The sequence below is a fragment of the Psychrobacter sp. genome (assembly GCF_030454045.1).
Lineage (GTDB): Bacteria > Pseudomonadota > Gammaproteobacteria > Pseudomonadales > Moraxellaceae > Psychrobacter.
Window position 1 is genome coordinate 1 of record NZ_JAKDJE010000028.1, and the last position, 15,292, is coordinate 15,292.

Below are 15,292 nucleotides of genomic sequence, written 5' to 3' on the forward strand. Positions count from 1 at the left end.
TCGCTTGTGTCTTTATCTGGTTGCCCCTGATTTGAATTCTATACACACCCTAGTATTATTAGCGACTTTTATTAGCATAACTAAGCATCGTCTTAATAATAGCCCTTTAAATTGTGCAAAGTGATAACCATAATAGTGTTATTGGCGACATTAGGCATTGATTGCCTTATCATTTTTATCCGCATTTTTGATTTGCATTATCTTTATTTAGGAGAGGTATTTTGACCCATTTATCATCGTCCCATTCAAGCAGCCCAGCACGCTTTGGACGTATGCTGCCAAAAGCATTACTAGCAGCCACTGTTGGCTTGGCATTATCCAGCTGTAGCAATTCTAACAATGCGGCAGATGCTAGCGCTGCGGCGAACAATGAGACACTCAATTTATATAATTGGTCAGAGTACATGCCACAAGAGATTTTGGATGGTTTTGAGGAAGAAACTGGTATCACGGTCAATTACACAACGTTTGATTCCAACGAAGCCATGTACGCCAAACTCAAATTGCTTGATGATTCAAGCCAATATGACTTGGCCATTCCATCGACCTATTATGTCGAAAAGATGGCCAAAGAAGGACTGCTGCAAGAGCTCGATAAATCCAAACTGAGCAACTTTAAAAACCTTGATACCTCCTTTACCAATACCAAAGTCGATCCTGACAACAAATATTCGATTCCCTATATGTGGGGCAGCACGGGTCTTGCCATCAATGGTGACAGTGTCGATCCTGCAACGGTCAATAGCTGGAACGACCTATGGGATCCAAAATACAAAGATCAGGTGATGCTCACCAATGATGTGCGTGAAGTGTTTGGTATGGCGCTACTGACCTTAGGGTACTCAGGCAACAGCAGTGACCCTGACGAAATCAAAGCGGCTTACGATAAGCTTACGACCTTGATGCCAAATGTCAAAACGTTCAACTCAGATGCCACCCGTATGCCGTATATCGAAGGGGAGACGACGCTTGGTATGACATGGAATGGTGAAGCAGTCATGGCCAACGACGAGGGTCTGACAAGCTTGGTGTATAAATACCCAACTGAAGGCGCTATCTTGTGGATGGACAACTTTGTCATTCCAAAAAATGCCAAGCAGGTTGATGCGGCGCACAAATTCATTGATTACTTGCTGCGTCCTGAAAACGCCAAAATCGTGAGTGAAGAGATTGGCTATGCGTCGCCAAACTTAGCCGCACGCGAGATGATGGACGAATCAGTGCGCAACAATCCGGCGATTTACCCTTCTAAAGAAGTACTGGCAAAAGCAGAGTTCCAAGAAGATGTGGGTGATGAAGCCTTGCAAATGTATCAGCAGTATTGGGATAAGCTAAAAACAGGCCGTTAATAGCCATGACGTAATTGCTTAATCCTAGTAGTTCAAAAATAAAAACGCTGATCTAAGATCTGCGTTTTTTATATTATAAATGCAAATCCGTCTCGCCGCCTTTGTCCTCGATGCGGCGTTGCTCGCGGCGCTGATAGCGTAGACCTGAGGCTGCAAACCACTGCGGTTTAGTCGTTTGTAACAAGTCGCTCAACTGTTGCAACTGGGTTTGCAAGGTTTGGGTCAACCAAAAGTATCCCTGCCACTCAAACGCTAAACGCTGTACGCTTGGATACTCTGAGACGGCAATACGCGTAATGGGACGAAACACTTCATCACTGGGACTACGTAGCACCGCAGCCATATGCTGCATCGCTTGCGTCAACTCATGCTGATAATGAACCAATAAAACATGGTTCTCCTCATCGATTTCAATATTTGCCAAGCGCGGCGCAGCACTTAATAACAAATCAATGGTGCCAATGATATTGCGATGGGTACGTTGAATGGTCTCCAGCGTCTCTTTTTCGATCCCTGACTCACTTGCGGTCGCAGCGATATGTGGACGCACGGCCAGTAGGCGCTTATTGATCTGTTGTAATGTGGTGACCAACGCTCTATCAACAGGTATTTCTTCAACTGAAAAAGCCACTGGATTTGATTTATGGGTCGTGTTACCCGCCGCTCCGTCCGCTGCATCAATATGATGGCCAACGCTTGCATACAAGCTGCTACAAGCATCAAGATTGCTACTCAATAGAAATCGCCACATCAGCGTTGATTTTAGCGGCAAAATGAGTGTGACTGCGACCGCTACGCCTGTCCCTAGCAAGATATTGAGCGCACGGTAAATGCCGTCTTGACCAATACTGCTATTGCCTAGATCGGAGACAATCATTAACATCGTAATACCCGTCAGCAGCCCTGTGTAGCCAAGCTTACGAACGGCTAGATAGCCAATAATGCCGCTTAATATACCGATAAGTGCATAATCGATCCATAGCCATGCCCCTGCATTTTGATTGAACCACAACACCCCTAATGCTGTGCCAATACCTAGTAGCGTGCCCAGCACACGCTCTTTGGCTTTGGTATAGATAGCGCCTTGATACTGTAACAATCCTAAAATAATAAAAACCGTAATGGTGGTCCACTCACCATGCGGCAGGTTTGTGACTTTATTGACTAATAGCGCCAGTATGACAGCCACTCCCAGACGACAAGCATGTAACACATCTGCACGTTGATAACGAATGTAAGGCTCGATGAATGGAGCAGTAACACGCTGGTAAAAGGTTGATTTCACGCAAGGCTACTCTTTTTAGTGAATAAACGAGTTTTAGTGGATAAATGAGGTAAACGATAAAGCATATAGGGTACGCAAAAACAGACTAGCAGTCGAGCCTTTATTTACCAAGCATCACTCAAAAAAAACGCCTTTTGTCTGATAAAAGACAAAAGACGTTTACATCACAAACCACTAATAAATCGTGGAATCTAAATCGAGGTAATTATACTTCTAAAAAGTCTAAGATACCTTCCGCCGCTTCGCGACCTTCCCAAATAGCCGTGACAACTAAGTCCGAGCCGCGCACCATATCGCCACCTGCAAAGATTTTGGGATTGCTGGTTTGAAATTTAAATGTCTGCTGCTCGAGCGCTAGCACGCGGCCCGAGCTATCCATGGCCACTTGCTGCGACTCAAACCAGTCGGCAGGGCTAGGACGAAAACCAAAGGCCATAATCACCGCATCACACTCAATGATCTCTTCTGAATTTGGAATCGGCTCAGGACGACGACGGCCACGATTGTCTGGCGCGCCCAGTTGTGTGGTGACGACCTTGACGCCATTGACCTTACCATTTAGGCCGATGATTTCGGTCGGCTGACGGTTGAACAAAAACTGCACTCCTTCCTCGCGCGCATTAACCACCTCGCGGCGTGAGCCTGGCATGTTTTCTTCATCACGGCGATAGGCACAGACGACTTGCTCAGCGCCTTGGCGAATGCTGGTACGGTTGCAGTCCATCGCCGTATCGCCGCCGCCCAGTACCACGACTCTTTTGCCTTTAAAGTCGTTGTACTCTTCAGCATCTTTTTCCCAGTCGTTACAGCGATTGACGTTGGCAATCAGATAATCTAATGCATCATAAACGCCATCTAGCTCTTCACCAGCAAACCCGCCGCGCATATAAGTGTATGTACCCATACCCATAAATACCGCGTCGTACTCGCTCAACAGCTCATCAATGGTGACGTCTGTACCGATTTCGGTCTTGAGGCGAAACTCAATACCCATGCCTTCAAAAATCACACGGCGATTGCGCATGACATCCTTTTCCATTTTGAACTCAGGAATACCAAAGGTCAATAAGCCGCCAATTTCAGGGCGCTTATCAAAAACGACAGGCTTTACACCATTTCTAACCAAGATGTCCGCACAACCAAGACCTGCTGGCCCTGCACCAATGATAGCGACTTTTTTGTCCGTCCAAACCACCTCGGACATATCTGGACGCCAGCCTAAGGCAAAAGCAGTATCGTTGATGTACTTTTCAACATTACCAATCGTCACTGCGCCAAAACCGTCATTTAAGGTACAAGCGCCTTCACACAAACGATCTTGCGGGCAAACTCGTCCACAGACCTCAGGCAAAGTATTGGTACGGTGACACAATTCAGCCGCTTGAAAGATCTGTCCTTCGGTCGCCAGCTTTAGCCAGTTAGGAATATAGTTGTGTACTGGGCATTTCCATTCGCAGTACGGATTACCACACTCAAGACAACGGTGCGCTTGCTGAGCAACGGCTTCATTTTCAAATGGCTTATAAATCTCAACAAACTCTGTTGAGCGCGTGGCAATGTCTTTTTTGGTTGGATCGAATCTGGGTACATCTAAAAACTGAAAGTTATTTTCTAAGCGTTTTGCCATGGTGCTATCTCTTTTATATAAGGCTCTTTTGCAGTGGGTGGTGACAACCAGCGAGTCTGTCTGAACGACAACCGAAGATATATAAGGTGCTGCTGTCACTTACCTGCTGAAAACCTGTGAGTTAAAACGTCTCTAAAAACGGAACGCCGGCTAACCTAATCAGCGTGATTGTCGATCACTGAGATGACCAACAATCACAAATCGGCTACTGTGGATCAGCCATGGTGGTTTTAAGAAGGCTTGCAATGTTCGCCGCTTTTGGTTTTACCAAATAGAATTTACGAACATAATGCTCAAAGTCGTCCAATATGGTCTGACCCCATGCACTGCCTGTTTTATCTACATGAGCTTCAATCACTTGTTGTAAGTGAATTCGGTGCTCTTCTGTTTGCTCGCTTGAGATGCGGTTCAGATCGATAAGCTCATGGTTGCAACGATCAAAGAAGTCGCCTTCCATGTCGAGTACATAAGCAAAACCACCCGTCATACCAGCCCCAAAGTTAAGACCAGTACGTCCAAGAATCGTGACGATACCGCCCGTCATATATTCACAGCAATGGTCGCCTGTGCCTTCGATAACCGCATGCGCGCCAGAGTTACGAACACCAAAACGCTCACCTGCGGTCCCAGCAGCATATAACTTACCACCTGTTGCACCATATAGACAGGTATTACCAATGATGGCGGTTTTTTGTGCCGTAAAGTTTGACGCTTTCGGCGGATAAATGACAATTTCACCACCTGCCATGCCTTTACCGACATAGTCATTGGCATCGCCTTCAAGCTCAATGTTTAGGCCGCCAGCATTCCACACACCCAAGCTCTGCCCTGCGGTCCCCGTCAAACGAAGCTTGATTGGCATATCACTCATGCCAAGGTTGCCCCATACTTGCGCAATCTCGCCCGAAATACGCGCGCCGATAGAGCGGTCACAGTTGCCAACGAAATAGCTATAATCGCCACCTGAGCCTTGACGAATATTGACGAGCATATCGCGAATCATTTGCTCAGCCAGTAAGCCTTTATCAAACGGCTCGTTACGCTCCACCTGACACGTTTGGGCTTTGCCCACGCTGGCTGGGTGACTAAATAGTAGTGGCGTCAAATCAAGATGGCGCTGCTTAGCCGTATTGCCTTCTAAAATATCAAGCAAATCTGTACGCCCAACCAGCTCTTCCATACTGCGAACACCCAGTATAGCTAACCATTCACGCGTTTCAGTCGCCACAAACTTAAAGAAGTTGATTAACATCTCCGCCTCACCGATGAAGTGCTCATCACGCAACTTGGATTTTTGGGTAGCAACGCCTGTTGGACAGTTGTTTAAATGACAGATACGTAGGTACTTACAACCAACCGCAATCATCGGCGTGGTGCCAAAGCCAAAGCTCTCAGCACCAAGAATAGCTGCTTTTACAACATCCAATCCTGTTTTTAAACCGCCATCAGTCTGCACACGTACCTTATCGCGCAACCCATTCACTCGTAGAGATTGATGCGTCTCAGCCAAGCCAAGCTCCCACGGTGAGCCTGCATGATGGATAGACGACAGCGGAGACGCTGCTGTACCTCCATCATAACCTGAGATCGTAATCAAATCAGCGTAAGCTTTGGCAACGCCCGTCGCAATCGTACCAACGCCTGGACGTGAGACCAGTTTGACCGATACCAATGCGTCTGGATTGACTTGTTTTAAGTCAAAAATCAGCTGCGCCAAATCTTCGATAGAATAAATATCATGATGCGGCGGCGGCGAAATTAGCGTCACCCCCGGTACGGAGTAACGCAGACGCGCAATCAAAGCATTGACCTTGCCGCCTGGCAGCTGACCACCCTCACCCGGCTTAGCACCCTGAGCTACTTTGATCTGCATCACCTCCGCTGAGCGCAGGTACGCAGGCGTCACACCAAAACGACCAGAGGCAACTTGTTTAATCTTCGAGTTACGCAAGGTGCCATAACGCACCGGATCTTCGCCGCCCTCACCTGAGTTTGAGCGCCCGCCAATCGTGTTCATTGCCATCGCTATGGACTCGTGCGCCTCAGGCGATAAAGCGCCTAATGACATGCCAGCTGAGTCAAAGCGCGTCAAAATCTCAGAGATGTCTTCGACCTCATTAACATCGATGCTGTTGTCAGTTTTTAGTTGTAACAAGTCACGCAACGTCGCAACTGGGCGGCTATTTACGAGGTTGGCATAATTCTGGTAATTTTCGTAATCACCCGTACGTACCGCCGTATGTAAGCTGTTAATCACGTCAGGATTGAAAGCATGATACTCTTTGTCAAAGACAAATTTGAGCAAACCGCCTTGATCGAGCGGTGCACGGCGTTTAAAGGCATTGGCAGCAAGTACGGCTTGATCGGCAGCTAAGTCAGCAAAAGTCGCGCCTTTGATGCGGCTTTGTACGCCTTTAAAGCACAGATTGACCACCTCTTCAGACAGGCCGACCGCTTCAAACAACTGCGCGCCGCGATAAGAGACAATGGTCGAGATGCCCATTTTCGACAAAATCTTTAATAAGCCTTTATCCAAGCCTTTACGGAAATTGACGCGGGCTTGAATTGGGTCACCAAGCAACTCACCAGTCGCAACCAAGTCATCGATGACATCATATGCCAGATATGGATATACACAAGTTGCACCAAACCCGATCAATACAGCTACTTGATGCGAGTCACGAGCAAGACCTGTCTCAACGACTAGGTTGGCATCAGTACGGATGCCTTCTGCAATCAGGTAATGGTGCACGGCTCCTGTGACCATGATGGCATTGGCAGGTACTTTTTCTGCATCGATCTCTTTATCAGACAGTACGATCAAGGTATTGCCCGAACGGATGTTATCTGCCACTTCTTCGCAAATAGCAACGATAGCATCAGATAGCTCTAGAGTACGGTCATAGTTCAGATCGATACGAGCCATCTTGAATGCTGGATCATCCAACGTTTCAAGCTGCTGCATCTTGCTGGCTGACAAGACTGGTGATGACAAAATAATACGATGAGCATCTCTTGCTGATGGCGCAAACACATTGGTTTCAGCGCCTAGGCAAGTTTGTAGTGACATCACAATGGATTCACGTAGTGGATCGATTGGCGGGTTGGTCACCTGCGCGAACTGCTGACGGAAAAAATCACCCACATGACGTATCTGCTGTGACAGTACTGCCATTGGCGTATCGTCACCCATCGAGCCTACTGGCTCTTGGCCATTCTCTGCATTGGGTCGAATGATTTCGGTACGCTCTTCATTGGTGATGTGATACATTTTTTGTAATGCTTTTAGCTTGTCACCGCGGCAAGCTTGCATTGCCAATGTTTCTTCTAAGCGCTCGTCATCACGAATACGGGTGGCCTCTTCACGTAGCCACTTACGGTACGGATGCGCATTTTTCAACAACGTTGCAATGGCAGTCGTATCTAGAACCTGACCTGTCACTGTATCGATAACGAGCATTTGACCTGGGCCAACTCGACCTTTTGCCAATACATCTTGTGGTGAGTAGTCCCAAACCCCTACCTCCGATGCTACAGTGATATAGCCATTCTTAGTCGTTACCCAGCGCGATGGACGCAGACCGTTTCTATCGAGCATACAGACGGCATAACGGCCATCTTGAATGACAAGGCCTGCAGGACCATCCCATGCTTCCATGTGCTGCGAGTAAAACTCATAAAACGCTCGCAAATCCATGTCCATGCTATCGACGTTCTGCCATGCTGGTGGCACCAAAATTGACATCGCATGAAATAAGTTCATACCACCAGACATCAGTACTTCAAGCATATTATCTAAGCTTGATGAGTCAGAGCCTGTGGTATTTACAAGCGGCGTCAATTTATTTAGGTTCGGCAGTTTGTCTGATTTGAGCTTTGGTGTGCGAGCTTTAGACCAATTGCGGTTACCTGTAATGGTATTTAACTCACCATTATGAGCCAGATAGCGGAATGGCTGCGCAAGCGGCCAGCGCGGTAACGTATTGGTCGAAAAACGCTGATGGAAAACCACGATATGTGACGCCAAGCGCTCATCTTGTAAATCTAAGAAAAAGGCTGGTAAATCTGAAGGCATGACCAGACCTTTATAAATAATCGTCTGGCAGTTCAACGAGCACACGTAAAACAATTCATCATCGATCAGACGCTGCTCTGCCTTTTTGCGTGCCACAAACAGCTTACGGTTAAAGTCATCAGCAGCCAAATCATCTGACGCACTAACAAATACCTGCTTAAAGTCTGGTAATGTCTCACGGCCGATGTCACCAACAATACTCAAATCGAGCGGTACATCACGCCAGCCAGCCACCTCTAACCCTTGTGCAGTAATCTCTTCGCTTAACACCTGCTGGCTATGTTTGGCCTTATCATCGTCCAAGTTGACGAACACCATACCAACGGCAAAATTGTCCGTAATGACTAGCTGCTGCTCAGCAGCAATTTGTTTGAAGAAATCGGTAGGTGTTGCTAATAGCAGACCACAACCATCGCCAGTTCTACCGTCAGCCGCCACACCGCCGCGATGTGTCATACAACTTAAACTATGAATAGCCGTTTTTACCAAATCATGGCTGGCTTGGCCCTTAATATGGGCAATTAGACCAAAACCGCAATTGTCAGAAAAATCATCTGGCGTGGCCAGGTGTGTTTGCGAGGAAATCATTGACATAGCTTGTCCTTTTAAGTAGACGGGAACTTATACCTCCAATGCGGAGTAAAAGCTGGTACCCGTAAGCAGAACGGGCTGATAGTGGATATTCGGGTATTTGTATTAATAAGTGAGGCAATGCTCAATCGACATCGTGCTCTAAAAGCACATCAACCTTGACCCTTCCTGGTCATCAGGTATGTCATGGCCTATGAAGCGCATCCCCACTGATAGCAAGTAGCCGCCCTTTGCAATGGAGTCATCTATCCTCCTAAATGCCAGCTACTTAATCAGTGATACGTTATGCGATTCATTTAAGCATTGTTTGTTATGTTGTCCTTTTTAGCAATAAATAACGGACAGCTAACCACTTAATAATCGTACAGGTGATTCATCTTGAATATCTGACGCTCTGTATTCAAGCGCCTTATTCACTCCAACAAGAGTGACAATAAGAGAGGTTGCGTCACTTACAATGATCTTGATGTCGGTTGTAAGTAGCCGCGCTTGAGACAACAAATTTCAGTAATAAACCCTATAAATGATAGATCTATCACTAAATGCTTGTTTAATAATAGTTTTTTACGATAACTATACAGAACGTCGCCCACAGTTATATTAGTTAATGATTCACAAAAAATCTAGTCTTTTCTATCGATTGAACAGCCATAATTTGTAAGAACACTTATTACTATTGGTTATAGGACAATAAAAAATACCATTAGAAATATAATGCAAAGCCGCCGAAAGAGCATTTAGCTCAATGGTAGAAGGTGCGCTGATACCTTTGGGAAGCCATGATAAACATATCAAAGTGACTATTAATACATAGCAAAAAACCTCGCTAACTGTTCTGTCAACGGGGTTTTTGAACGACGGATATTAGTCAATTACAATACTAGTTGCTTTTTTCCTCTATTAACGACTTGATACTGTCACTATTATCTTTAGGCGCATTATTATTTTTAGGCGCATTTGCATTACTATTTGCCCCATTGTTGCTCGTATTGGGCGGTTTTGGCGCAGGTACAGCGGGTGGTTTTTTAGCGGTGCTATTATCTGCACCTGCTGTTGACGGCTTTTTATTTTCCTGCTTGGAGTTATTGGTACTACTTTCCGTTTGACTTGATGCCTCATCAGTTGATTGCGGCTCATTGCCAACTGTGCGCTCTTCTGTGACAGATAATGTTTCAGAGGTATCTGCCGATTGACGGATGCTTTCTACTGGGGTGCTATCGTTAGAGGGTCGTTGACTATCGCGACTCGCATTGGTGTTAGCGGCTTCTTGCTCATTAGCCGTATTGTTAACTGCTTGAGCTTGCTGACGCGCTGGCACTTCACGCTTAGTGGGTTTTAGATTGACCGCACGCGTACGCTTGGCACTTAAATCTTTTACTGGATCAGGACGTTCATAGTTATCAATAATACTGACGTATCGATTGATCTCTTCTGGTAGCACACGCACATTGGCAGGCAATTTAAAATCTATAAGCTTTGCTGCACCAACGGCTTCTTGTGGACTACTCATGATTCCATAAGTCAACATATAACGGACTTGGTTTTCACTATCAAGATAGCGGAAATAGGCAAACTTGTCACGATCTTCACGGCCTTCTAAATAACTGACAATCACGTCATTTTCAGCGACATTCATCACCTGCACGGTCCACTTACCCTTGTTGGCAAGTAGATAGCGCTTGTCTTTAAACTCGTCAGGATAATTACGCAAATCACGGACAGTGGCGTCAAAGCTAATCGGTTGCACGTCAGTATCAAGCTCGTGGAGCGACTCGATTTTTAATGGTTGCTCAAACTCATCAGCCAACATTTGCGGTGCTGATACAGGCTCATTTTCGATCTTAGCGCCCATTGCTGGTGTTTGGCTAAGCATCCAAACCAACGCTGTCACCACGCCCAATAGCAACGTCGCGACGAGCCAAATTAAGGCTTGGCGACTGTATGACTGGCCAGCGGTGCGCGTCTTCGATGTTGATGCTGCCATAGGAATATCCTTGGTAAAAACATATGTAAAAGCATTACATCAATGCCCATTCAAATAGAGGTGCTGCTGATGACATGATGTCTGTATCAGAGTGCTATAAAGACAATTACAAAGTGTTGGGACGTCATACACTATGTTGTGACCATACGTCAGACAATAGCTGATCATCAAAATCATTGGTCAATATCGCACTTCCTATTGATTTTAACAAAATCAGACGGATTTGTCCGTGCTTCACTTTTTTATCATGACCCATTAGGTCCAGAGCAGTTTTTATATCAATCGCAGGTGGCGTTGTCGGCAAGTTGGCCAACATCAATACATTCTTGATACGATCGACTTCATCATGAGTCAACCAACCCATTTTTTGAGACAACTCAGCCGCCTGCATCATGCCAGCCGCCACTGCCTCACCGTGCAACCAGTTACCGTAGCCTTGGTGGGTCTCAATCACATGGCCAAAAGTATGTCCAAAGTTTAACAATGCACGTACACCGGACTCTCTTTCATCCTGTGCGACTACCTTGGCTTTGTACTGACAGCAGCGCTTCACCGCCTCACCAAGTACCGCCAAATCTAATGTCATCATCGCTGGCAAATTTATCTCAAGCCATGTCAAAAATGTCTCGTCCATGATAAGAGCATACTTAATGATTTCAGCAATGCCCGCTGATAGCTCACGTGCAGGCAATGTTTTGAGGGTACTCATATCAGCAAGAACCATTTTTGGTTGCCAAAATGCCCCAATCATGTTTTTGCCCTGCGCATGATTGATACCTGTTTTGCCGCCGACGCTAGAATCCACTTGTGATAAGAGCGTCGTTGGGATTTGAATAAAATTCACGCCGCGCATAAAGCTTGCTGCCGCAAATCCTGTCATGTCTCCAACCACCCCGCCACCAAGCGCGATGAGGGTAACGTCGCGATTGAAATGCGCTGCCATGAGCGCATCATAGATTTTATCAATACTGGACTGGTTCTTATACTGCTCACCATCTGGCAACACACAAACCTTTACCGTAAAATCTGTTGCCAACCCTTCTTCTAGTGCTGTTAAGTACAGCGGTGCCACCGTATCGTTGGTCACAATCAATACTTGACGACCACTGATATAAGGCGCGATCTGCTTTGCCATACTGCCATCTTTTGACGTAGCATCTTCAGTGATGACGATTGGATAATCATGACTTTGCGTACGAACTGTTAAGCTATCATAAAACAGTGGCGTTGCCATGAGGCACTCCTTAAGCATTTATAATGAGATAAAAATCGCAGCGATTATACATCTGTAAGGGTAGTCAATAGCGTCAATCTGACCCTATTTATCTTTTGATATCACATCAGTACTATCAAAAAAGGCATTCAGCTGCTGCATCAATTGGCTAACCATGTGACGTGGGTAAGTGTGGCCAGTAGGCATAATAATATGCGCAACTTGGCGATACAAGGGATCGCGAATGCTATATAGGTCTTGCAGTATTTTTCTAGGATTGGGCTGCTGTAAGAGAGGCCGCGACTTGTCTTTAGCCGTGCGAGCCATTTGCACATCAACGGGTGCATTAAGATAAACCACAATGCCGCGCTGTTTTAAAAACGCTCGGTTTTCACTACACATTACTGCACCGCCACCAGTGGCCAATACAATTTGGGGCGTTTGAGTGAGCTCATCGATGGCACGTGTTTCGCGCTCACGAAAACCCGCCTCACCCTCTTTGGCGAAGATCCAAGCAATATCAGCACCGGTTTGCGATTCGATATACCAATCACTATCCACAAAAGAGCGCCCTAATTGCTTGGCAAGCAGCTTACCGATCGTGGTCTTCCCTGCTCCCATCGGTCCTACTAAAAACACCGACGGTAATTCCTCCACCATAGTACTTACTCAGCTAAATTAGCTATGATACAACGTCATTGATATTCTGGCTAGTAACGAGCCGCGATAATTGTCCGCAAAATCTCATCCATCTTTCGGCTGACTCATAAAAAAAGCAAGCACTCAGGCTCGCTTTTTTAAAGTAGGTCAACCTGTGATTAATTCAAGCGGCTGGTACCATCATTGATGAGTTTTGGTGTGACAAAGATTAATAGCTCTTCTTTGGCATTACTACGCACATCTTTGCGGAAGGCGCGGCCAATATACGGCAAATCCCCTAAGAAAGGCACCTTTTCCACTTCGTTACTGGTACGGTTTTTGAACACACCACCTAAGACCACGGTCTGACCATCTTCAACGATCACATTGGTTGAGATAGAATCCTCAGAAATAGCTACCTGATTGTTGATAATAGTCGGCGTACCGTTATTAATAAGTAACTGCAGACCAATTTTTCCATCGGGAGTGATGTTTGGCGTGGCTTCCAGACTCAGTGCAGCCTCTTTAAAACTGGTCGTCGTTGCACCACTGGCTGAGGCTTCTTGATAAGGGATTTGGGTGCCAGAGGAAACTTTCGCCGTTTGCTTGTCTGCCGTCAACACTTTCGGAGTCGAGATGACTTCACCACGGTTGTCTGCCTGCAACGCTGATAACTCTAAATCAAGCATCACATCAGACATGCTAAGCAAACCAAAAGCAATGCTGCCAGCTGCATTATCAATACCCAAATCAACGTTTAGGTTATCAGGACGAGTAATATCATAAGAGGGATAAGACACTGTTTGACCATTGACAGTTGTCGTTTCTACATCAAAATCTTTTAAATCCCATAAGGTTTGATCACTACCACCAACCAATAAGCTACGATTGTTGGCTGCTCCATTCGATAAAATCCCCCAGCGCACTCCAATCTCTTTGCTAAAGGTATCAGTGGCACTAACAATACGTGCCTCAATCATAACCTGACGTACAGGAATATCAATCTTACTAATGAGTTTGTGAATATTTTCAATGCTGTCTGCCACATCTTTGACAATCAAGGTATTGGTACGCTCATCCACAGTGACGGTGCCGCGATTTGACAACAAAGAGTTATTGTCGTCGGCACGGTTTGAGCTACTACCAGAAGAGCCGCTGCCTTGAGAAATCAATGTCAGAACATCTTGCGCTTTAGCATAGCTTAAGCGGATGTACTCTGTACGTAACGGTGCAAAAGATTCAACCGCTTGCTGTGCTTCAAGCTCACGTGCTTCTTGCTCTGCAAGCTCTGTCGCTGGCGCGACCAAAATCACATTGCCGTTTTCACGTTTGCCCAGATTTTTACTCTTTAAAATAATATCAAGCGCTTGATCCCAAGGCACATTGATCAGACGCAAAGTGATGTTACCAGCAACTGAATCACTAGCAACGATATTCATATCAGTAAACTGCGCTAAAATGTCTAGGACACTACGAATCTCAACGTCTTGAAACTCCATAGACAATGGCTCACCACTGTATACTTTTTCTTCTAGCGTTGGTTCACGGAGCAGCTCAGGCTGGTTGATACTGATATTTAGCTGGTTGCCTGATTGATAAGCCTGATACTCGTAATCGTTGGTCATATTGATAGTGATGACACCATTTTGACCTTGGTTTTTGGTATCAATACTACTTACAAGACCGCTATTAATGTTTAGTCGGCGTAGTAGGTTTCTTGGCACCGTACTACCCGTTAGGCGTACAACAAGTTTGTTACCTTGGCGCTGTACGTCTACTGGAATGGCCTCATTGGCAAGCACCATGCTGACATTGCCACCGCCATCATTGCTTGCTGAAAAATTAACCGCACTTAGGCCATCATAACTGTATTGCTTACTCACTTGTGCCGAAGCAAGTTGTGGATTTAACAGTGGATTAACTCTGACTACCATCGTATCGGCTGGTACTTCGTTTTCTACCACTACTGTGCTATTTGTACTGACAGCTGCAACAGGAACCGTGCTGGTCTCAACGATTGGCGTGACAACCGCAGTAGTCGTCATACCGTTACTATTATTGATGACATCCTGTACAGGATCACTAGTGATGACTGGACGATCAGGATCAGTAATAGTCAGTAGCAGATCATTGCCTTCAATCGCTGTCGTATAATTTCCCGACTGTTTGAGGCCGACGATAAGACGCGTGGTGCTATCGCTATTCAAAGTCGTCACATCATTAACCATACCAATGTTATATTCATTAAAACGATTGGCAAGTCCGTTTTGTACTTGCTCAAAGTCTAATACTAAACGGTTGGGATTATCAAGCTGGTAGGCTGCAGGCAATACTGGTAATCCTGTGAATCCTAAACGCATTTGCGTTACTGCTGGTGCAGTTTGCACTACAGACACGCTATTGATACGCTGCGCAGCATGGGCACTACTACTGACTGCTACCATACTCATTGCCAGTGCTGAAACGGCAAAAGCAGAAGAGACGCGGTTGCTCATTGTCATTACCTTGTTATTGCGTACTGTCATTATT

At 45.9% G+C, this 15,292-nt stretch carries 8 protein-coding genes; 1 reads left to right on the plus strand and 7 read right to left on the minus strand.

Annotated features, from left to right (window positions below; all coding sequences use genetic code 11):
- Window positions 1-221 precede the first annotated feature (221 nt).
- The gene (locus L0G63_RS06970) at window positions 222-1,349 is read left to right on the plus strand and encodes a PotD/PotF family extracellular solute-binding protein (protein ID WP_301449987.1); all 1,128 of its coding nucleotides are present in this window, start codon (window positions 222-224) and stop codon (window positions 1,347-1,349) included.
- A 73-nt stretch (window positions 1,350-1,422) separates the two neighbouring features.
- Here L0G63_RS06970 and L0G63_RS06975 read toward each other — a convergent pair whose 3' ends face one another.
- The 7 genes from L0G63_RS06975 to pilQ all read right to left on the minus strand — a co-directional run bounded on the left by L0G63_RS06975 (window position 1,423) and on the right by pilQ (window position 15,288).
- Window positions 1,423-2,634: an FUSC family protein gene (locus L0G63_RS06975; protein ID WP_301449988.1), complete on the minus strand. Its 1,212-nt coding sequence runs from the start codon at window positions 2,632-2,634 to the stop codon at window positions 1,423-1,425.
- A 205-nt stretch (window positions 2,635-2,839) separates the two neighbouring features.
- Window positions 2,840-4,261, minus strand: a complete 1,422-nt coding sequence (locus L0G63_RS06980; RefSeq protein WP_301449989.1) for an FAD-dependent oxidoreductase — start codon at window positions 4,259-4,261, stop codon at window positions 2,840-2,842.
- Window positions 4,262-4,466: 205 nt separating this feature from the next.
- Window positions 4,467-8,930 carry a glutamate synthase large subunit gene (gene gltB / locus L0G63_RS06985; RefSeq protein WP_301449990.1) on the minus strand — a complete coding sequence of 1,488 codons (4,464 nt, stop codon included), beginning with the start codon at window positions 8,928-8,930 and terminating at the stop codon, window positions 4,467-4,469.
- 877 nt (window positions 8,931-9,807) lie between these two features.
- Window positions 9,808-10,911, minus strand: coding sequence for a hypothetical protein (locus L0G63_RS06990; protein ID WP_301449991.1), 1,104 nt, complete (start codon window positions 10,909-10,911; stop codon window positions 9,808-9,810).
- 124 nt (window positions 10,912-11,035) lie between these two features.
- On the minus strand, window positions 11,036-12,145 hold the full coding sequence (gene aroB, locus L0G63_RS06995; protein ID WP_301449992.1) for a 3-dehydroquinate synthase: 1,110 nt from the start codon (window positions 12,143-12,145) through the stop codon (window positions 11,036-11,038).
- A gap of 84 nt (window positions 12,146-12,229) precedes the next feature.
- Window positions 12,230-12,784, minus strand: coding sequence for a shikimate kinase AroK (gene aroK / locus L0G63_RS07000; RefSeq protein ID WP_301449993.1), 555 nt, complete (start codon window positions 12,782-12,784; stop codon window positions 12,230-12,232).
- Window positions 12,785-12,942: 158 nt separating this feature from the next.
- Window positions 12,943-15,288, minus strand: coding sequence for a type IV pilus secretin PilQ (gene pilQ, locus L0G63_RS07005; protein WP_301449994.1), 2,346 nt, complete (start codon window positions 15,286-15,288; stop codon window positions 12,943-12,945).
- Window positions 15,289-15,292 lie beyond the last annotated feature (4 nt).

Coding starts and splice junctions, on each gene's coding strand:
- aroB (WP_301449992.1), bottom strand. CDS start 12,145: ATGGCAACGCCACTGTTTTATGATAGCTTAACAGTTCGTACGCAAAGT.
- gltB (WP_301449990.1), bottom strand. CDS start 8,930: ATGTCAATGATTTCCTCGCAAACACACCTGGCCACGCCAGATGATTTT.
- L0G63_RS06990 (WP_301449991.1), bottom strand. CDS start 10,911: ATGGCAGCATCAACATCGAAGACGCGCACCGCTGGCCAGTCATACAGT.
- aroK (WP_301449993.1), bottom strand. CDS start 12,784: ATGGTGGAGGAATTACCGTCGGTGTTTTTAGTAGGACCGATGGGAGCA.
- L0G63_RS06980 (WP_301449989.1), bottom strand. CDS start 4,261: ATGGCAAAACGCTTAGAAAATAACTTTCAGTTTTTAGATGTACCCAGA.
- pilQ (WP_301449994.1), bottom strand. CDS start 15,288: ATGACAGTACGCAATAACAAGGTAATGACAATGAGCAACCGCGTCTCT.